Source organism: Peribacillus sp. SIMBA_075, from assembly GCF_046534585.1.
The window spans coordinates 134,563-154,742 of sequence record NZ_JAWRYN010000002.1 but is presented as its reverse complement, the minus strand read 5'-3'; the positions used below and the strand labels follow the sequence as shown (position 1 = coordinate 154,742).

At 41.8% G+C, this 20,180-nt stretch carries 22 protein-coding genes and 1 pseudogene; 4 read left to right on the top strand and 19 right to left on the bottom strand.

Annotated features, from left to right (window positions below; translation table 11 throughout):
* Nucleotides 1-33: 33 nt before the first annotated feature.
* The 17 genes from lysA to spoIIM form a co-directional block, all read right to left on the bottom strand.
* A complete protein-coding gene (lysA, locus tag SB775_RS02505) occupies nucleotides 34-1,362 on the bottom strand; it encodes a diaminopimelate decarboxylase (RefSeq protein ID WP_410860417.1) in 1,329 nt (442 codons plus the stop codon).
* Between the two features lie 291 nt (nucleotides 1,363-1,653).
* Entirely contained in the window at nucleotides 1,654-3,138 is a 1,485-nt protein-coding gene (locus SB775_RS02500) for a spore germination protein (protein WP_410860415.1), read from the bottom strand.
* Nucleotides 3,095-3,700 carry a stage V sporulation protein SpoVABEA gene (spoVAEA, locus tag SB775_RS02495; RefSeq protein ID WP_061463932.1) on the bottom strand — a complete coding sequence of 202 codons (606 nt, stop codon included), beginning with the start codon at nucleotides 3,698-3,700 and terminating at the stop codon, nucleotides 3,095-3,097. Before spoVAEA ends, SB775_RS02500 begins: the two co-directional genes overlap by 44 nt.
* A gap of 43 nt (nucleotides 3,701-3,743) precedes the next feature.
* Nucleotides 3,744-4,166 carry a stage V sporulation protein AB gene (locus SB775_RS02490; RefSeq protein WP_089361446.1) on the bottom strand — a complete coding sequence of 141 codons (423 nt, stop codon included), beginning with the start codon at nucleotides 4,164-4,166 and terminating at the stop codon, nucleotides 3,744-3,746.
* Nucleotides 4,156-4,779: a stage V sporulation protein AA gene (locus SB775_RS02485; RefSeq protein WP_061463934.1), complete on the bottom strand. Its 624-nt coding sequence runs from the start codon at nucleotides 4,777-4,779 to the stop codon at nucleotides 4,156-4,158. The genes SB775_RS02490 and SB775_RS02485 overlap by 11 nt, the downstream gene beginning before the upstream one ends.
* Nucleotides 4,780-4,931: 152 nt before the next feature.
* The gene (locus SB775_RS02480; protein WP_410860520.1) at nucleotides 4,932-6,221 is read right to left on the bottom strand and encodes an NCS2 family permease; all 1,290 of its coding nucleotides are present in this window, start codon (nucleotides 6,219-6,221) and stop codon (nucleotides 4,932-4,934) included.
* 298 nt (nucleotides 6,222-6,519) lie between these two features.
* A complete protein-coding gene (gene sigF / locus SB775_RS02475; RefSeq protein WP_061463935.1) occupies nucleotides 6,520-7,287 on the bottom strand; it encodes an RNA polymerase sporulation sigma factor SigF in 768 nt (255 codons plus the stop codon).
* Between the two features lie 13 nt (nucleotides 7,288-7,300).
* The gene (gene spoIIAB, locus SB775_RS02470; protein WP_034308139.1) at nucleotides 7,301-7,741 is read right to left on the bottom strand and encodes an anti-sigma F factor; all 441 of its coding nucleotides are present in this window, start codon (nucleotides 7,739-7,741) and stop codon (nucleotides 7,301-7,303) included.
* A gap of 1 nt (nucleotide 7,742) precedes the next feature.
* The gene (spoIIAA, locus tag SB775_RS02465) at nucleotides 7,743-8,093 is read right to left on the bottom strand and encodes an anti-sigma F factor antagonist (protein ID WP_061463936.1); all 351 of its coding nucleotides are present in this window, start codon (nucleotides 8,091-8,093) and stop codon (nucleotides 7,743-7,745) included.
* A gap of 131 nt (nucleotides 8,094-8,224) precedes the next feature.
* The gene (locus SB775_RS02460) at nucleotides 8,225-9,391 is read right to left on the bottom strand and encodes a D-alanyl-D-alanine carboxypeptidase family protein (protein WP_061463937.1); all 1,167 of its coding nucleotides are present in this window, start codon (nucleotides 9,389-9,391) and stop codon (nucleotides 8,225-8,227) included.
* A gap of 211 nt (nucleotides 9,392-9,602) precedes the next feature.
* Nucleotides 9,603-10,907 carry a pyrimidine-nucleoside phosphorylase gene (locus SB775_RS02455; RefSeq protein ID WP_061463938.1) on the bottom strand — a complete coding sequence of 435 codons (1,305 nt, stop codon included), beginning with the start codon at nucleotides 10,905-10,907 and terminating at the stop codon, nucleotides 9,603-9,605.
* A gap of 66 nt (nucleotides 10,908-10,973) precedes the next feature.
* Nucleotides 10,974-11,786 carry a purine-nucleoside phosphorylase gene (locus SB775_RS02450; protein ID WP_317777350.1) on the bottom strand — a complete coding sequence of 271 codons (813 nt, stop codon included), beginning with the start codon at nucleotides 11,784-11,786 and terminating at the stop codon, nucleotides 10,974-10,976.
* Nucleotides 11,787-11,801: 15 nt separating this feature from the next.
* Nucleotides 11,802-12,989, bottom strand: a complete 1,188-nt coding sequence (gene deoB, locus SB775_RS02445; protein ID WP_284470280.1) for a phosphopentomutase — start codon at nucleotides 12,987-12,989, stop codon at nucleotides 11,802-11,804.
* A gap of 296 nt (nucleotides 12,990-13,285) precedes the next feature.
* Complete coding sequence (gene xerD, locus SB775_RS02440; RefSeq protein ID WP_089361449.1) at nucleotides 13,286-14,179, bottom strand: site-specific tyrosine recombinase XerD; 894 nt, start codon at nucleotides 14,177-14,179, stop codon at nucleotides 13,286-13,288.
* Between the two features lie 5 nt (nucleotides 14,180-14,184).
* Nucleotides 14,185-14,415, bottom strand: coding sequence for a YqzK family protein (locus SB775_RS02435; RefSeq protein WP_375166215.1), 231 nt, complete (start codon nucleotides 14,413-14,415; stop codon nucleotides 14,185-14,187).
* Nucleotides 14,416-14,621: 206 nt separating this feature from the next.
* Nucleotides 14,622-15,080 carry a ferric iron uptake transcriptional regulator gene (fur, locus tag SB775_RS02430; protein WP_061466137.1) on the bottom strand — a complete coding sequence of 153 codons (459 nt, stop codon included), beginning with the start codon at nucleotides 15,078-15,080 and terminating at the stop codon, nucleotides 14,622-14,624.
* Between the two features lie 119 nt (nucleotides 15,081-15,199).
* Nucleotides 15,200-15,847, bottom strand: a complete 648-nt coding sequence (spoIIM, locus tag SB775_RS02425) for a stage II sporulation protein M (protein ID WP_061463942.1) — start codon at nucleotides 15,845-15,847, stop codon at nucleotides 15,200-15,202.
* 138 nt (nucleotides 15,848-15,985) lie between these two features.
* Between spoIIM and SB775_RS02420 the strand changes: the two genes are divergently transcribed.
* On the top strand, nucleotides 15,986-16,549 hold the full coding sequence (locus SB775_RS02420) for a GNAT family N-acetyltransferase (protein WP_089361450.1): 564 nt from the start codon (nucleotides 15,986-15,988) through the stop codon (nucleotides 16,547-16,549).
* A gap of 49 nt (nucleotides 16,550-16,598) precedes the next feature.
* Here SB775_RS02420 and SB775_RS02415 read toward each other — a convergent pair whose 3' ends face one another.
* The gene (locus SB775_RS02415; protein ID WP_410860414.1) at nucleotides 16,599-17,777 is read right to left on the bottom strand and encodes an endonuclease Q family protein; all 1,179 of its coding nucleotides are present in this window, start codon (nucleotides 17,775-17,777) and stop codon (nucleotides 16,599-16,601) included.
* The gene (locus SB775_RS02410) at nucleotides 17,778-18,326 is read right to left on the bottom strand and encodes an NUDIX hydrolase (protein WP_061463945.1); all 549 of its coding nucleotides are present in this window, start codon (nucleotides 18,324-18,326) and stop codon (nucleotides 17,778-17,780) included.
* A gap of 74 nt (nucleotides 18,327-18,400) precedes the next feature.
* On the opposite strand from SB775_RS02410, the gene mciZ reads away from it, so the two are divergent.
* The 3 genes and pseudogenes from mciZ to SB775_RS02395 all read left to right on the top strand — a co-directional run.
* Nucleotides 18,401-18,562: a Z-ring formation inhibitor MciZ gene (mciZ, locus tag SB775_RS02405; protein WP_089361452.1), complete on the top strand. Its 162-nt coding sequence runs from the start codon at nucleotides 18,401-18,403 to the stop codon at nucleotides 18,560-18,562.
* 56 nt (nucleotides 18,563-18,618) lie between these two features.
* Nucleotides 18,619-19,527, top strand: coding sequence for an aldo/keto reductase (locus SB775_RS02400; protein ID WP_410860413.1), 909 nt, complete (start codon nucleotides 18,619-18,621; stop codon nucleotides 19,525-19,527).
* Between the two features lie 159 nt (nucleotides 19,528-19,686).
* Nucleotides 19,687-19,980, top strand: a pseudogene (locus tag SB775_RS02395) (transposase); the annotation flags it as partial.
* Nucleotides 19,981-20,180 lie beyond the last annotated feature (200 nt).

Below are 20,180 nucleotides of genomic sequence, written 5' to 3'. Positions count from 1 at the left end.
AATAAAAAAAGGATGGCCGATGCCATCCTTTTTTTATTCTTTATTGACGACGGCCGCTTCATGAAGGGCCAAATCCAAATGGATAAGATCTTCATACGTCTCACGTTTGATGACCAATCGGGCTTCTCCTTTTTCGGCAAAGACGACAGCCGGTCTCGGAATCCGATTGTAATTATTCGACATGGAATATCCATATGCCCCTGTACAAAAGACTGCCAAGACATCACCGCGTCCGGCTTTTGGCAATGGTAAATCCCAAATCAACATATCTCCGCTTTCGCAGCATTTCCCAGCAATGGACACTGTCTCTTCTACAGGGTCAAGTGGGCGGTTTGCAAGAATTGCGTCATACTTCGCTTCATAAAGAGCTGGACGTATGTTATCACTCATGCCCCCGTCAACGGCAATATATTTACGGACATTAGGCACTTCCTTTTCAGAACCGACCTTATACAAGGTCACCCCGGCGTCTCCGACTAATGAACGGCCAGGTTCAATCCAGATTTCAGGCATCACTAAATCAGAGTCAGCAATCAGGTTCTGTACTTCCCTAACGATTTCTTCTACATATTGAGATGCCGGAAGCGGGTCGTCCTCTTGTGTATACCGAATTCCGAATCCCCCTCCGAGATTCAATACCTTTGGTTGAAACCCTATCGAACCATGCCATTCATTTAACTTGCCGATAATTTTTTGGGCAGCCAGAAGGAAACCGGTCGTTTGAAAGATCTGGGAACCGATATGGCAGTGGAGTCCCAGCACTTCCAGAAACTCGCTTTTCAGCGCTTGTCGAAGAGCGCTTTCCGCCTGTCCGTTAATAAGATCAAAACCAAATTTCGAATCCTCTTGCCCTGTCAAGATATAATCATGCGTATGGGCTTCAATTCCTGGTGTTACACGAAGAAGGATTTTCACCTTTTGTTCACGGCTTGTACAAACTTCTTCCAAAAGTGCCAACTCTGAAAAATTATCGACTACTATACAGCCAATTTCATAATCCAAAGCCATATGCAGCTCTTCTTCACTTTTGTTATTTCCATGAAAGTGAATGCGTTCAGTTGGGAAACTTGCCTTAATTGCCGTATACAATTCCCCCGCTGAGACAACATCGAGAGAAAGCCCTTCTTGATCAGCCAACTGAATCATGGCAATCGAAGAGAAAGCCTTACTTGCGTATGCAACTTGGGCTGAGATCCCCAATTCTTCAAAAGTTCTCTTGAACCCTCTTGCCCGTTCACGAATTAGCTCTACATCATAAACATATAATGGAGTGCCAAATTGTTCGATCAGTTCGATCGTGTCCACTCCGCCAATCTCCAGATGTCCACGTTCATTGACACCACTGGTTCCGTACAAATGCATGATAGCCTCACCTTCCTGACTTAAAACTAAAGATTGATAAGAAATGAGGCAGCCTCAAATAAAGCAACCCTCATGCAAGTTAAAAAGAGGTGTCTATATGAACAAGCCTCATCCGAATCAATCGATTATCCCATTGGATATTGTTCTCTATGACTGCTTCGTAGTTCGAAGGGAAAGACAGATTGGTTTAACTTCAAAGAGCCATAAGCGCCCTATCTCTTTGTGAAGCCTTAACTTTACCGCTTTTTCCGAATAAAATTAAATTACCACAACTTTTCGACAACATCAACCTTAAGATTTTCTCGGCTGCCTATATTTATCCTGGGGATGCACAATACTAGGACGCTCCGCAGCTCCTGGATAAGGTCTTCTTAATAGAATATGTGACATTCCCTTTGGCTGAAAGGGGATAAGCGGCCATAAATAAGGTGTATTTAACGTTTTTATACTAGTAAGCAAAATAATGTAGAGTGTGATGCCTATGATTAAGCCAGGCACTTTAAAGATAGCAACCAACACTAGCAATACTAAACGGGAAATTTTATTCGCAACCCCCAATTCTAAACTTGGAGTGACAAAAGTGCCGATTGCCGCTACGGAAGCATAGAGAACCACTTCAGGAACAAATAGGCCAACATCTATCGCTATCTGTCCAATCAAAACTGCCGCAACCAAGCCCATTGCCGTAGAAAGCGGGGTCGGGGTATGAACGGCTGCCATCCTTAAGAATTCTATTCCTATATCGGAAATGAAGATTTGGACCAAAGTTGGTATATGCGTTTTATCATTTGGTCCGATAAACTCTAACTTATCCGGTAAAAGCGATGGTTCCAAAGCAAACAATAACCATATCGGCAACAAATATAACGAAACGAATATCCCTAGAAAACGTGTCCAGCGCACCAACGTTCCAACAGCAGGTGCCTGCCGATACTCCTCAGCATGCTGCATGTGATGGAAAAGAGTGGACGGAGTAATGATGACACTCGGTGACGTATCCACATAAATCAGGACATGACCCTCAAGTAAATGTGTTGCCGCTACATCAGCCCGTTCCGTATACCTTACAAGCGGGTATGGGTTATATCCTTGCTTGACGATGAACTCTTCGATCGTTTTATCAGCCATCGTTATGCCATCAACCTCAATGCTATTCAATTCCTTACGAACGATATCTATTAAATCAGGATCGGCAATATCTTCTATGTAGCCGATGGATATATCCGTTTTCGAACGCTCCCCTACGTGCAGCATTTCAAATCGTAATTTTTCATCCCGGATTCTTCTTCTTGTTATCGCTGTATTAATGATGATGTTTTCGACAAAACCATCCCTGGATCCACGGACGACTTTTTCCGTATCGGGTTCAACTGGCTGTCTTCCGGGATAACTCCTGACATCAACAACCAATCCTATTGGTTTGCCATCGACAACGATGACTATTAATCCTGATAATACCTTATCAACCAGCTCATCCATCGTCGTTAATTCTTCAACCGATTGGTGTACGAGCAAGCCTTTGATTACATCAAAAACTTTTCCACTCATGATATCAGAATTCTTATTATGGATTAGCGAGTCCAGAATTCCAATGATGTACTCGGTATCCGTCAGGCCGTTTATATAGTAAAGATGAACATCTTTTCTTAAGACCTTTACCCTTCTTACTCCTAAATCGAAGCTGACGCCCAGACCTACTTTCTCTTTCATATACGCGTCAACTTCCGTTACCCTATTCGGAATCGGTTTCATGTTTCGAGGTTTTTCTGAAGTCATCATGACCACTCCTTTCCAATATGATTTCGACCGCTAACTTCGTGATCGGTGCTCCTCTTTTAAAATCATCCTGATGGGACATTTTTCCGATATCCCCTATCCCTACAACTATGGGAACTTGTAATTGATCGATGCAATACACTGTATCTCCTGTAATCTTGCCCAGTTCAAATTCCTCAGCACCGTATTTATCCACCCCGTTCGGTGTCAAATTACCATCCCGGTCAATACAGATATCCACCTTGGTCCATTCTTCCCTTCTAGTCTTTGAAGCGACCGCTATCACGCCAAGGACATTAATATCAGGATGTCCGGCAACTACCTTCATTGCCTGTTCGCCTGATCCTTCACCGATAAAACCGCTATCATCAAACATGACCAATATGGGATCATACTTTGCCTTTTTTATTAATTCAACAAGCTCCAAGCCAGTATATCGTGATGGATTACCTTGGGACATGGAGATACATCTTCCCCCAATTTCCTTGGCCACAAGCTCGACAGCCCGTTTAGCATACTCATCTCCATCCGTAATCAATATCACTTTTCGTTTGGTCACCATCTTGGGCCTACCTTTCATCATCAGGAATAGTTACCTCATAAACTTATAAATCGCCAAAATAAATCCATTGGAATAATGATCCGACTATTTTCCCCAATACGAGTGCCATTAACAGATAAATGATTTTCTCTTGAATACCGATTCGCTTAGACAGAATCGGAAATACATTCAGGACTTCAGTTAAGGCAGCAGCAAGCATCCCATTAAAGATCCCGTCTGCCAAGCCGATCGGAATTAACAAAAGTTTCGGGAGGGCAAGTTCCGTTTCCTGTAATCCGAACCATGTTCCTGCGACAACGCCGGCAATGATGGCCCCTTCGTAGAAATGAATCATTTTCATTGTTTTTGTCAGCTGAGTCAGTCTCGGAATCACACCAAGTACAGTTAAAAACGCTACAAAACCGGCACCTGTCGCGAAACCTCCAGCTAAACCGACAAAGATTCCGAAGATAATTTTACCTGTCATCAAGATGGCGCACGTTCTCCCTATTTTCATTCATGGTTACATAATTGTCCAAATCCTGCTGATAGTTGAACATTTCAACCTCGAGCGGACTAGGTTCCTCATTGAAGCGTTTTTTAAAAAAGTGATTAAAAAATAAGATCATGCCTATACCAAGGCCGAAACTATATGGGATTTGGATCAGCAACGGCTTTTCTTCCACTTTTCCCGTTATAATAGTAAAGATTTTTTGGTGTACTTCCCCCATACTTACATCCACATGAAAATTCATGATAGTCATCCCGCCGCCGACAAACAACAGGAACCAGACTAAGGCGAAAGTTAGGAATGACATTTTCTTTTTCGAGAGAATGACTTCGATGATCGTTTGGGAGGGCCCGAATGTCTCCACTTCAATAGTTGGATCCATTTTGCGAATGGCCATGATAACTTGAGCCAAATCAATGACAATAATATTCTTATCTTCCTTCTTGACCGTTAATAATATGATGTCCTCGATTATTTGAATCACTTCTTCAGGTCCGATTATCCTTGCAATATCTTTTATCCTCACCGTTTGATTTCCATTTACTTGTACACGGTTCCTCATCCTGATATATACAACTGCCACTTCCATCACATCCCGACCTTTTATTTCCTTATGCTAGTAGTATGGATTGGAAACAGATTGAAAATGCAGGAAGTGACCCATGTCCAGATATTACTAATTGATAACAAAAAAAAGACACGCTGCAACGACAGCGTGTCTTTTTGATTTTCATTCATAAATTAATGAGTGGGGAAGAAAATCAGCTGAACCAAAAATATCAATCCAAAAATATAAATGAGCGGATGTACCGTTTTTCCTTTTCCGCTGAATACCTTCATAAGTGGATATGTTATGAATCCGATCGCAATCCCTGTAGATATGCTTGAAGTAAGCGGCATCGTTAAAATAATCGCAAATGCCGGAAATGCTTCATCGAAAATTTTCCAATTGACTTTAGCCAGGCCTTCCATCATAAAACATCCTACGATGATCAATACGGGAGCTGTGATTGCTTGAACTGAAGAAATTGCCGATATTAATGGAGAAAAGAAAATCGATACAGCGAATAGGATTGCCACAACAGTAGCAGTTAACCCAGTACGTCCGCCTGCGGCCACTCCTGTGCTCGATTCAACGTAAGCTGTTGAAGGACTTGTTCCAAACATCGAGCCGACAGTCGTCGCAATCGCATCACCTAAAAATGCTTTCTTTGCACGAGGGATTTTCCCATCCTTCGTTAATCCTGCCTGTTCCGTCACGCCAATCAAGGTACCTGTCGTATCAAAGATCGTCACAAGTAAAAAGGCGAACACAACTGAATATAAAGAATGCGTGAAGACCCCGGCAATATCGATATCGAAAAATACCGGTGTTGGAGGTACAGATAAGACTCCATCAAAGTTGAGCAAACCGATAAAGTAGCCAATGATTGCCGTAATGATCATACCAATAAAAATTGCCCCTTTAATATTACGGGCCATAAAAATCAAGGTAATGAATAAGCCTGCTAACGCTAAAACGGTTCCAGGCTGATGCAAATCGCCAAGAGTCACCATCGTTGATTCATTAGGTACAACGATTCCAGCGTTTTTCAATCCGATGAACGCAATGAATAAACCAATTCCGGATGTGATTCCATATTTTAATGAGTTAGGAATCGCATCAATTATCATTTTACGCAAGCTTGTCACGCTAATTAATAGAAATAGCAAACCTGCTATGAAAACCGTACCGAATACGGTCTGATATGAGAGGCCCTGAGCCCCCACTACGCTGGCGAAATAAGCATTCAAACCCATCCCTGGCGCTATTGCAATCGGGTATTTTGCTACCAGCCCCATGATAAGGGTACCCATCACCGCTGATATGACTGTTGCCATGAAAACCTGTTCAAATGGAATTCCGATTGAAGACAATAAAGCCGGATTCACAATAAGGATATAAACCATAGTTAAAAATGTCGTAACACCCGCCATGACTTCTGTACGGACATCCGTCCCATTTTCTTTCAGGGAGAAAAACTTTTCCATAAACATATTTAGACCTCCAGATCTAAAGGAAACACCGACAACCGTTTGCACGTAAAGACAAGGTGTCCTAAAATTGTACTGCATCAACGCTTTTCCTTATCAATTATTCGTTGAAAGAAAGATAAAAAGGCGAATGAAAAACGCGACCTTTACTATAATATTCGTTTTTAATTCTAAATTCAACTAAAAAATGAATCCACTCATATTTTCATTTTTATCTACCCGGATCACTGAGGGAATTATTATTACTTTTTCCTAAAAACAAGATTTATCTCCAGCAAAAAAAAAACCACATGAATCACTGATTCATGTGGTTTTTCATTTGCTGAAGAATCTTCTTTTCCAGCCTTGACACCTGAACTTGGGAAATACCAAGCCTTGCCGCTACTTCCGATTGCGTCTGATCTTTATAATACCTCAGGAAAACAATCAGCCTTTCGCGCTCATTCAATTCATGTATGGCTTCTTTCAAAGCGATTTGATCAAACCAAGATGTTTCGTTATGATCGGCAATCTGGTCAAGAAGAGTAATGGGATCTCCATCATTTTCGTAAACCGTTTCATGGATGGATGAAGGGCTTCTGCTAGCTTCTTGGGCCATGATGATCTCCTCTGGCGACAGCTCAAGGTGTTCCGCCAATTCATTGACAGTCGGAACGCGGCCATACGTCTTTGAAAGCTCCTCCTTGGCCCTGCGAATTTTATTCGCCATTTCCTTTAAAGACCGGCTTACCTTAACCGTTCCGTCATCACGGATAAAACGTTGGATTTCACCAATGATCATTGGTACAGCATACGTTGAGAATTTCACTTCAAACGATAAGTCAAATTTATCCACGGACTTCAACAAGCCAATACAGCCTATTTGATAAAGGTCGTCCGGTTCATAACCTCGATTGAGGAATCTTTGCACGACTGACCATACAAGCCTAAGATTGCTATTGACAATCAGGTTCCTTGCATCTTGGTCACCGCTCTGGCTGCGTTGGATTAAATTCCGTAATTCCTCATCTTTTAAATGGGGCTGTCCTTTCTTGCTCTTCTGGTTTTTAACCTCCACATCCATATGCAAGTCTCCCTTAATTGCACAAAGCTCTACTTGTAGTTAAGTGCTTTTTTAATCGAATGATCGTACCTTCGCCCTTATGGGAAATTATATTGATTTCATCCATGAAGTTTTCCATGATGGTAAATCCCATACCGGAACGTTCAAGTTCGGGTTTTGTCGTAAATAACGGCTGTTTAGCCTCCTCGACGTCCTCAATGCCCAGTCCTTCATCACGGATGGTCAATTCCACAGTATCGCCTTCGATGACCACTGAAATGTAGACCCAGCCTTCCGGGTCACTCTCATACCCATGGATAATCGAATTCGTAACGGCCTCTGACACGACAGTCTTGATCTCTGTCAATTCATCCATCGTCGGGTCCAATTGGGCAATGAAAGCCGCAACAGTTACCCTTGCAAAAGATTCATTTTGGCTTAGTGCAGAAAATTTTGTTTCCATTTTATTTTTCATCTTAGGCAACCCCCAGTCTTTGCAAAGCGTTTTTTTCGGATAGTTCCATTTTAACAATTTTAAACAACCCTGACATCTCAAATAACCGCTTTACCGCTGGAGAAATTGCACAGACCACCATTTCACCTTGCTTTTTGTTTACCTGCTTATACCGCCCTAAAATAACTCCGAGCCCTGAACTGTCCATAAAATGCAATTCTTCCATGTTAAGGATAATATGCTTGATGTTATGCTTTTGAATAGCTGCCTCTGCCTGGTTTTTCAATTTTTCTGCTGTATGATGATCTAAATCACCTTTGAGACGAATGCACAATACGCGGTTTTTCGCCTCCATATTAATCGTAAGACTCACTATATACAGCCTCCTTCACTGTCTTATAAGGAGTCAAATTCTCTTTTTCACCTGCCAATTCCTTCTTACAGGCAAAACTAGTGGTGTTTCGCCTAAATTAGTAAGATTAACAGGCATTGCGACAATTTATTCTATTTGGCTTGGGTAAACATGCCGAAAGCCCTTTTATACAATTGCCACCAACTGGCATTTTCAACAGTTTCCTTTGCGACAATCGGAGATTCGACATAAACCTTACCCTTTTTCTTCAATTCAAGCGTTCCAATTTGATCACCTTTTTTAATGGGGGCATTCAAATCTTTTTCAATAGTGATTTTTTTTGTAAAATCCTTTGCCGTTCCGTTTTTGGCTGTCAAGACTGAAATAGGTTCACTTGTCACTCCCACCACGGATTTCTTGTGGCCTTTACTTACCTTTGCTTCACCTAACACCTCGCCGCGTTTGTAAATCGGATATGTGATGTATTGTGAAAATGCATAATCTAACATCTTGGTGACCTGAGCGTTTCGTTCCTTTGGAGAAACGGCTCCGAAAACGACGGCAATGACACGCATATTCCCTTTTTTTGCTGTTGCTGTCAAACAATACTTCGCTTCATTTGTGAATCCTGTCTTCAGTCCATCCACTCCAGGGTAAAATTTCACTAATCTGTTCGTGTTGACAAGCCAAAATTTCTTTTCGGTATTTTCACGGAGATAATCTTCATATGTACCCGTGAACCTTGTAATCGTATCGTATTTCAATAGTTCCTTCGCCATGATCGACATATCATGGGCCGAACTGTAATGATCTTTAACAGGAAGGCCTGTTGCGTTTTGGAACTTTGTATTTTTCAACCCGAGGTCTTTCGCCTTTTTGTTCATTTTCCTAACAAACTCTTCTTCCGAACCAGCTAGACGTTCAGCCATCGCGACCGATGCATCATTCGCCGAACCAATCGAGATGCCCTTAAGCATTTGTTCTGTAGTCATCTCTTCACCGGGCTCGAGGAAGATCTGGGAACCGCCCATCGATGCCGCATACTCACTAGTCCTGATTTTCTCCTTCATGCTAAGTTCGCCTTTATCGACCGCTTCCATGATTAGCAGCATCGTCATGATTTTTGTCATGCTTGCCGGTGAAAGGCGAACATCTGCATTTTTGTCATATAGAACAGTACCTGTATCCCGTTCAATCAAAATAGCGGATTTAGCATTTGCCGCCAGCTCGACACCTTTTTCTTCAGCTGCTTCTGTATGCGGGATGCTAAAACCCATTGCTACTAATACGGTTAAAAATAGAGAAAGAATCCGCTTCATCTCCATACCCTCCAATCTTTATATGATTTATTTTTTCCATCAAACCCATTTTTATACAAATAAAGATGAATTTAAGATCATATAATGGATATCAAGTAATAAATTAACAAAAAAAATAAAAGAGGCTGCGCATGGGCATCCTCTTTTAAACATTCATTGGGACAGACAAAAAGACCGCTCTAAATAATGAGCGGCCTTTTTTTGAAAAAATTTATTCCATAATCTCTTTATAGATCAAAGTAGGTTTTTCTACTTTCTCTTTTGAAATCGCAATGCTTTCATATAATTTTTCCTTTACCTTTGAAACATCTTCAAAATTACTGTAAATCGTCACAAGGGATTCACCTTTTACAACGGTTTCTCCGATTTTTTTACGGAGTACCAGCCCGACTGCCAAATCTATCTCTGATTCTTTTGTCGCCCGGCCTGCTCCTAAAAGCATAGCTGCCGTTCCTACTTCATCAGCGATGATTTCCGATACATACCCGTCCACTTTCGCTTCCAGCTCGAAAGTATGAGCAGCCTGCGGAAGTTTTTCCGGCTGATCTACAACCGAACCATCGCCTCCTTGCGCTTCTAGGAAGACCTTGAATGAGTTAAGTGCAGAACCATCTTTAATCGCATTTTCAAGCAGGGTTCTTGCTTCTTCCAGCGAGCTTGCCTTTTTGGCAAGGTATACCATATGGCTTCCTAGCGTTAAAGAAAGTTCCGTTAAATCTTCCGGCCCTTCCCCTTTAAGCGTATCGATGGCTTCTTTCACCTCTAAAGCATTTCCGATTGCGTAACCCAGCGGTTGGCTCATATCAGAAATGACAGCCATCGTATTTCGTCCCACATTGTTCCCAATGCTCACCATCGCGTGCGCTAACTCTTCGGAATCTTCGAGAGTTTTCATGAAAGCGCCTGCTCCCGTTTTAACATCGAGTACAATCGCATCTGCACCAGCAGCGATTTTCTTACTCATGATCGAGCCGGCAATCAAGCCGATACTATTAACGGTAGCCGTAACATCGCGCAATGCATATAACTTTTTGTCCGCTGGGGTCAGGTTGCCACTTTGCCCAATGACAGCTATCTTATTTTTATTTACAAGTCGAATGAACTCGTCATTTTCTATTTCGACATGAAAGCCTTTTACAGATTCCAACTTATCGATCGTACCGCCTGTATGTCCGAGGCCGCGTCCTGACATCTTTGCCACCGGAACACCTACAGCAGCAACCAATGGTCCAAGTACTAGTGTTGTGGTATCACCCACACCGCCTGTTGAATGTTTATCGACCTTAATTCCTTCAATCATCGATAAATCAATTTGATCGCCCGACTCGACCATTGCCATGGTTAGATCAGCACGTTCCTGCTCATTCATCCCTTTGAAATAAACAGCCATCGACCAAGCACTCATTTGATAATCCGGAATCGATCCATCGGTAAACCCTTTGATAATGAACTGTATTTCTTCAGTAGAAAGAGCCTTTCCATCACGCTTTTTCTCGATTAAATCTACCATTCTCATATTAGAATCCCCACTTTTTAAAGACACCGCTTCTAAAAAGGTGTACTTGTATTTTTTTGGAACGTTTTATATGTCTTTAACGATGTGCTTAACAAATTCCAGAAAACTGCTTTTCACTTTTTCCGTTGTTTCAATTACCTCTACATGCGACAAAGGCTGATCCAGAATGCCTGCGGCCATATTGGTAAGGCATGATATTCCTAGCACCTTCATACCGCTATGTCTAGCTACGATAACTTCAGGAACTGTTGACATTCCAACTGCATCCCCGCCAAGGATCCTTGCCATTTTCACTTCGGCAGGTGTCTCATAAGTCGGTCCTGAATTCCCGATATATACACCTTCTTTAATATCCAACCCGAGTGTTGATGCTATTTTTTTAGCTTGTGTCCGAAGGCCTTTATTATAAGCCTCTGACATATCAGGGAATCTAGGGCCGAAACGTTCTTCATTAGGACCAATCAATGGGTTTGCCCCCATTAAATTAATATGATCCGTAATGAGCATCAAGTCACCAGGTGCGTAGCTTTCATTAACGCTTCCCGCAGCATTCGTTACAATTAACTGCTCAACTCCAAGAAGTTTCATTACACGTACTGGAAATGTGACTTTCTCCATGGAGTATCCTTCATAAAAGTGAAAACGCCCCTGCATTGCTACAACTTTTTTGCCACTTAATTGACCAATGACAAGCTGTCCGGCGTGTCCTTCAACAGTCGATACCGGAAATTCCGGTATTTCGTGGTATGGGATCGTTATGGGATTTTCAATTTCATCTGCCAATACTCCAAGTCCAGAACCAAGAATCAGTCCTATCTCCGGGGAGCCTTCAATCTTATTTTTTATAAATGACGCAGCTGTCTCTATTTTATTAAACATCTTTTTAATCTCCCCTTATTTTATATCGCCCAATATATTTTTCCCAAAGGCAGGCATTTTGACATCAAAATTGGCAGCGACCGTCGCCCCTATATCAGCAAATGTATCTCTAATTGGGAGCTCGGCACCTTCTGTAAATTGTTTGGAATAGACTAATAATGGTACATACTCACGTGTGTGATCGGTTCCTTCATGTACCGGATCATTCCCGTGATCGGCAGTGATGATCAATAAATCATCCTCTTTCAGTTTTTCAAGGACTTCCGGCATCCGAGCATCGAATTCTTCCAATGCCTTTCCGTATCCCTCTGGATCGCGGCGGTGGCCGTATAAAGCATCGAAGTCGACTAGGTTCAGGAAACTTAACCCTTTGAAGTCCTGTTCTATCGTTTGGATTAATTTATCCATTCCATCCATATTAGATACGGTCCTTAATGATTCAGTGACGCCTTCACCATCAAAGATATCCGAGATCTTCCCGATTGCGAGAACATCATATCCAGAATCCTTCAATTCGTCCATTACTGTCCGGTTAAAAGGCTTCAATGCATAATCATGACGGTTAGGCGTTCTTTTGAAGCTGCCTGGTTCACCCGTGAAAGGTCTGGCAATCACTCGCCCAACCTTGAACTCATCAGCCATTGTCACCTCACGAGCAATTTCACAAATCTTGTATAATTCGTCTATCGGAACGATATCTTCATGTGCAGCAATCTGTAAAACGGAATCAGCTGATGTATATACGATCAACGCACCCGTTTTCATATGTTCCTCACCAAGTCTTTCAATGATTTCCGTTCCGCTTGCCGGGACGTTCCCAATTATTCCACGTCCCATTTTCGTCTCAAGTTCATTGACTAATAATTCCGGAAAACCATCGGGAAATACACGGAATGGGGTGGATATATTCAACCCCATTATTTCCCAATGTCCAGTCATCGTATCTTTTCCTGTAGAGGCTTCTTTCATTTTCGTATAGTATGCGAGAGGTTGCTGAGCCTTATCAATCCCTTTTATTTCACGGATATTTCCTAAACCCAATTTTGCGAGAGTCGGCATTTTCAATCCATTCATTTTTTCAGCGATATGGCCGAGTGTATCCGCCCCTTTATCACCGAATAAATCGGCATCAGGTGCTTCGCCAATTCCAACTGAATCCATAACCACAACAAATATACGTTTAAACGCTGAATTTCCTTTCATGAGTCATTCCTCCTAAAATAGTAAATCACTTTTTATACTCCCTATAATACCCTTATTCTGCTCAGATACTCTTCAATTAAATGAAATCACGAGAACGTCAGAAGTCTGACCTCTCTACATTGTAAACGATTACCCTTGATTGAGACAAATAATATATTTCGAAATGAAACAAAGTGCCATCAGATGGCGCGAGAATCGTCTGCATCCATTTTGCAGCCCGGTCCATAAAAAAAAGGCTGCTCCCTTTAACTGTCTCGCAGTTAAATTCACAACCTTTCTATCATTCTACTATTTTTTTAAGCTCGCGGATGGAATTTTGAATAGACATCCTTGATCCGTACGTTCGTAATATGTGTATAAATTTGAGTTGTCGAAATATCCGCATGACCCAGCATTTCTTGGACGGCACGTAAATCAGCCCCATTCATCAATAGATGTGTCGCGAAAGAATGACGCAGTGTATGTGGTGTAATTTCTTTTTCTATTTGTGCCGATTTTACAAGTTTTTTTAGAATTTTCCAAAATCCCTGTCTTGTCAGCCTGTTGCCATGATGATTCAAAAAAAGTGAATCCGTCCTGTGCTTGGGGCTGGCCAATCTCCCTCGAGCCCCTTCCATGTAATGTTCAATGGCACTCAATGCCGTTTGCCCAATCGGAATGATCCTCTCTTTTTTTCCTTTCCCTACGCAACGGACAAACCCCATCGATCCATGGACATCCCCCACATCCATGGATATCAATTCACTGACACGCATACCTGTCGCATACATCAGTTCCAGCATCGCCTTATCGCGCAATCCGAATTCATCCAATATCTTCGGGGCTTCCAATAATGCTTCAACCTCTTCCATGCTTAATACTTTTGGAAGGCTTCGTTCCGGCTTTGGCGTTTCTATATGTATGGACGGATCCTGATCGGTTACCTTTTCCCTTAGAAGAAATTGATGAAAAGATCGAATGGAGGCAATATGGCGCGCTACCGTCTTCGATGATTTCCCTTGATCCTTCAAATGGACGAGAAAATGCAAGATGTTCACCCGCCGTGAATCATTCCAGTCGTTAATGGTTTCAACATCTTTCAGATAGCTCCAATATGATCTTAAGTCGCGCTCATAGGAAACGAGCGTATTCTTGGCAAGTCCTTTTTCAATGGTTAAAAAATGAATGAAATCCCTAATTTGATTCTCCATATTCATTACTCCCCGTTTAAATAAAACAACATTAAGCGTTCAAGCCATGCATCATCACCCGTATCAACTGCCTTTGATACTTTTACAGCCATACCTTTGGGCTCATCATAACGATGATAGCTTTGATATTCCTGATTCAACCATACCATTCCTATATAAAAAAGAACAGTGAAGCTAACAAAGAGAATCATCACTTTAGCCGTATGCAAAACAAGCGATAAGGATGTTTTCATCATCTTTCCCCTCCCATTCGATCCTTTGTATCAATCTATGCCCAACAGGACAAGTTTTATACGTGTTTCGGCAAGGAGAAAGCAAAAACAGCCTTTACGTGAAAAAAATCATTCTTCATCCTGATATTTTTCTTGAGATGCCTCGCAATAGGTTTTTAGCCTTTTAAAAATGCAAAAAACCTTCTCCATCAAATGGAAAAGGTCCGACTTCATTCACCTTTATTTTCTTCTTTGCCATGACATCGATGGCAAATGCCATGAAAGGTTAATCTATGGTCTTTTATCTTGAAGTTCCAGTCGCGTTCCACAATGTCTTCTACGTCTTCAAGCAGGTCTTCTTGGATCTCATCTACCGCGCCACATTCCACACAAACAAGATGATGGTGGAAATGCGCAGCTCCTTCTTGTCTTAAATCATAACGGGAAACCCCGTCTCCAAAGTTAATTTTATCTACTATCTTCAATTCAGTCAGCAACTCTAGCGTACGGTAAACTGTTGCCAATCCAATTTCCGGCGACTTTTCTTTAACAAGGAGGTAAACGTCTTCTGCGCTTAAATGATCCTCTTCATGCTCAAGTAAAACGCGGACGGTCGCTTCTCGCTGAGGCGTTAATTTGTAGCTGGACGAGTGCAACTGCTTTTTTATCCTATCAATTCTATTTTCTATTTCCATACCTAATATTCCCTCCCGCGCCGCTATCTTATCCATTATATCAAAAGAGGGAAAACTGTCAAAATAGATTTCTTGTTAATGATAAAAAAAGTTACGGGAAGGGCAATTTTCCATCAATTACCCAATAAGCTTACGACATTTTTCATTAAAGAAGGGGATAGGTACGCTTCAAATGCAGCAGCTGTTATCAAAAATAACCCCGACAAAACCAACGAGAAAATATACCTTGATATTATCGGCTTAAGCGGCTCACGGACCTGCTTAAGGAAAATCCGGCTGATCATTTTCATTGATAGTGAGACGGCAAGGACGGTTATCACGATGAATATCGGGACTATGAATATATTTTGGGGCAGAATGGCGACGAACGATAATAAGAACCCACTCCATCCCATTTGATTGACTAAAAAGCCGACTGTGAATCCAACAACCATTCCTTTTATAAATAACAAAACCAAGATGACCGGCAAACCTATGACCGATATTCCGAGAATCCAGATGACGCCGATATATTTTATATTATGCATAATACTTTGGCTGAACATATCATGCGAAGATGCAAATTCACCTTTGGAAACTTGTCCGAAAAATTGCGATAAATAATAGAACAAGTCCTCCTTTTGGGTAAAACTCAAACTATTCACCAGTACTGCCCCAAAAATGACACCCATCAAAAAAAGCACGGTGATAAAGACATATAATGAGGAATGTTCGTTAATATGTTTCATTACGGCATTTTGTACGACAGATTTTTTTTTCATCTTTCATCCTCCCAACTCCGCTTACTAGAATCTATGTTTTCACTCTCTCATTTATGCTAAGAAAACTTTCCCATCAGCAGAACACCTTTAACTGTATTTGTGTTATAATTTTCCATATTAATTATATGGAGGCAGGATATGAAAGCTATATTAATGGATTTCCCAGAGAAGATTGAAACCCCTCGATTATATCTAAGGCCTTGTCAGCCTGGTGATGGCATTGACGTTTACGAAGCCATTGTCCATTCTAAATATGAATTGAAACAGTGGCTGCCCTTTGCCCATCAGGATGCCTCTTCGGAAACTTTAGAACGGAATGTTCTGAAGGCTTTTGCGGACTTTATTTTAAAAGAGGATATTAGACTTCATATTTATAGGAAAGAAGACGACCAATTCATCGGCTCCACTGGTCTGCATCGAATTAACTGGGATATCCCTAAATTTGAAATTGGCTATTGGATTGATACGAGGTACAGTAAACAAGGGTACATAACGGAAGCGATAGAGAAGTTAACCAAATTCGCTTTTTACCATTATGGTGCTAAGCGGGTCGAAATCCGCTGTGACCCTAAGAATATTGCCAGCAGACGGATTCCCGAGAAGCTAGGGTATACCTTTGAAGGAACTTTGCGGTATGACTGTCTTAGTGCAGATGGCAAGGAATTGCGGGACACCTCAATTTATGCAAAAACAACATACTAAAAAAAGTCCTGACAGTTAACCATCTCATCTGTCAGGACTTTTTTTCAGGTTAGCTTTCCTTTTTGACCTTTCCATACTTGCCTCCGCCCCCCACTTCAAAAGAAAGCGTCCCTTTCCTTGCAGAATCGATGTAGCCCGCCAATTTTTCAGGAACGATTTCCATGAGCTGCTCAAGCGTAACTTCATGAAGGATATTCATCTCGGTTCCAAATGCCACCAGCAGTTTTTCCATGGATTTAGGTCCAAGGCCTGGGATGAAATCAAGTGGTACTTGGTGGATATATGGCGGTCTTTCCCTCCCATATCTTCCGTTCATTTTGGAAATGGAGAGTTCTTTGATCCGGGATGACACCCCTTTTATAATGGACTTATTACCACACTCAGGACATTTTTCACTATCCCCCAATACCTGGTGTAAACACCCTGAACATACGGTTTGATGATACTTTCCCAATAAGGGGTTCAAACCATAATTGACGGTTACTTTTCGATTTTCTTTTTCTTGAAGTGCTTTTGCCAACTCATTGAAACTTGGTTCTTCAAGCTGGATTTTTTGATATTCACGAGCGATTTTCCCAAGCGAATGCGCATCAGAATTTGTCACGAATACATAGGATTCCAACTCTTCGATATCCTTGACCATTTCTGTATCTGAACTTAAACCAAGTTCGATGGCATCAATTAGCTCCGGGTCTAATACTTCAGTGAGACTGGATCGCACCCCTTTCCCGTATAAGCTTTTAAATGGGGTGAAAACATGTGCCGGGATAAACAGGCCACCCAATGACTTCACCATCTTTTGTAACGTTCTTCCATCACAATAAATCCTTTGCGAGCTTAATGTGATATTTTTAACATGGCCGCTCATCCATGATGAGAATTCCTTCATCACTTTTAAAGTGGGAAAATAGGCGAGGACATGGATTGGTCCATTACAATTCTGATCATAAATTTCTATCTCCGAGCCTGGAATGATGGTTGTATTCTTGTATTGAAGACCGCCTTCAATCTTTTCCGTGATTTCGCCATCCTGAATTCCCGCTTCGATCTCTTCGATAATTTCAGGAGAATGGCAATCGATTATCCCGATTAGATCAAGGCCCTTCCTTTCACTTGCCACTTGCAGCACATTGCTGAAGGTTAACGTTTTAGCACCTGTTATTTTCACGGCCCTTCCGCTTCTCGTTCTGCCAATATGGATATGGAGATCAGCGTAAAACTCTTTCATTTATGATGTCGCCTTTTTCAACATCAGATACTGAACGGCATATGCCGTTTTGGCATCCTGGATCTTTCCTTCAGCCATATAAGTTTGGGCTTCCTCCAACGTGAGTTCCATCATCTCGACAAATTCATCTTCATCCAGCGGGGCCGCATTTTCTTTCTTTTTCAAATTGTGGGCCACATACAGGTGAACCAATTCATCGGCGAAACCTGGGGATGTATAGAAGGATATGATGTGCTCCATTTTTTCGCATTCATAACCTGTCTCCTCTTCAAGCTCCCGTTTTGCCGATAGGACCGGTTCTTCGCCTTTTTCCAGCTTTCCTGCAGGGATTTCCACCAAACTTCTCTCCAGCGCTTTACGGTACTGTTCAACCATGATGATTTTATTTTCTGCCGTAAGAGCTATGATGGCAACTGCTCCCGGATGTTTCACTATTTCACGTTTACCCGTTTTCCCATCAGGAAGCTCTACATCATCCACTTGCAGGCTGATTACCTTTCCTGTGAAGATTTTTTCCGAAGACAGCGTTTTTTCTTCAAATTTTTTCATCCTGACCACTCCTTGTTCTAATTTCAGCATGATTCCTCATACATTTTACCATAATAGAGAGGGAGGGCGATTTAATGAAGGTTTACGTATTGGAAAAAAGCGTTACTTTATCCGGAAAGAGTTGGGAAATCATTCAAAAACTAAAACAATTGCAAAATCAATATGTCTATATCAATGATTGGATTGCCGACATACACCATCAGGTGCCACCCACTCCTTTAAAACGGATTAAGTGAATTCTTTGAGTGGAATGGATTTCTCCTTTACAATGAATGTAAAGGGAGTGGATACCATGAAAAAACGCAAACTAGGGAATTCAGAAATGCTAGTATCTGAAATCGGGCTCGGATGCATGTCATTGGGGACTGTTGAAAATCAGGCATCCGAAATCATACAGGCCGCTTTAGATGAAGGAATCAATTATTTTGATACTGCTGACTTATATGATTTCGGTATGAATGAAGAAATCGTCGGAAAGAATTTAAAATCGGTCCGCGATAAGGTATACATAGCCACCAAGGTTGGAAACCGTTGGAATGAAAATAAGGATGCCTGGAGCTGGGATCCATCTGGCGCTCATATTAAAACGGCAGTAAAAGATAGCTTAAAACGATTGGGCACTGATTATATCGACCTTTATCAGTTACATGGAGGCACCACTTCAGACAATATCGAAGAAACGGCAGAAGCATTTGAAGAGCTAAAAAAAGAAGGATATATCCGATATTATGGAATTTCCTCAATTCGTCCGAATGTAATCAAGGAATTCACTGAAAAGTCTGAGCTTGATTCCGTTATGATGCAGTATAATCTACTCGATCGCCGCCCAGAAGAGTGGATATCCCTTTTGGCCAACAATCAGATAAGCATCATCGCCCGCGGGCCGCTTGCTAAAGGGCTGCTTAGTGAGAAAATGCTTGAAAAGGCAAACGAGGATGGATACCTTGACTATAGCTATCACGAACTTAAAGATTTGCTTCCGCAAATAAAGGACAAACTTTCTGATAGGAAGCTTTATGAAACGGCACTTCAATATGTTTTGTCCCATCAAAGCGTCGCTACCGTTGTACCAGGCGCAAGCTCGGTACAGCAACTCCGTGAAAACTGCCAGGCCGCTAACAGCTCCTCACTGTCCAAAACCGAGCTTGATATCCTGAAGCAGTTGACCAAAGCGAACAAATATGAAAGTCACCGGGAATAAAAAATGATGAACTGAACTGATTGTTTCAAAGGACGTTTTGTAGGCTGCCTTGCCTCGTTTAACCAACGGGAGGGGCAGCCTATTTCCGTTCCATCGTTTTATCGTTTACTTCGCCATACTGATTCTGTACCGTTTTCAAGTTTCCCATCATTCTAATCCGATCTGAGTGGGTTCGCTCACGGGAATGCGCTCCTTCGTCATGCAGGATTGCATCTCGCTGAAGCAAGCTCTGGGAAGTGGAAAGGCCAAATTGTTCTTTCCAAACGTGGAAGATCACGCCTGCGGCGTTACCTCTTCCTTGCGACCATGAGTCTGGTGGTGAAGAAGATTAAGAAAATGAAATCCATCATGAAACTTTGTGGAAAACTCGCCCGTGTCCTAGTAGGGATTGCTCGTAATGGCTCTGTCTATAAACCGGACATGGTATTCCCTCTTGAACAACTAACAGCGTAAATTTACATTCACATACGAAGTACTGGATATATAGAACAAAAGGGCAATGACCCGTTCCGTTAGCAAAACCAGCCTCCACCCCTTGGATATGCATGACGAAGGAATGAAAGGGCATAGGATTATGACCCGTTGAGACATGGGAGGGAAAGCCTCCAGGGGCAGCGTGGAGAATGCATGCAGTATATGTAAGAATATGGGGT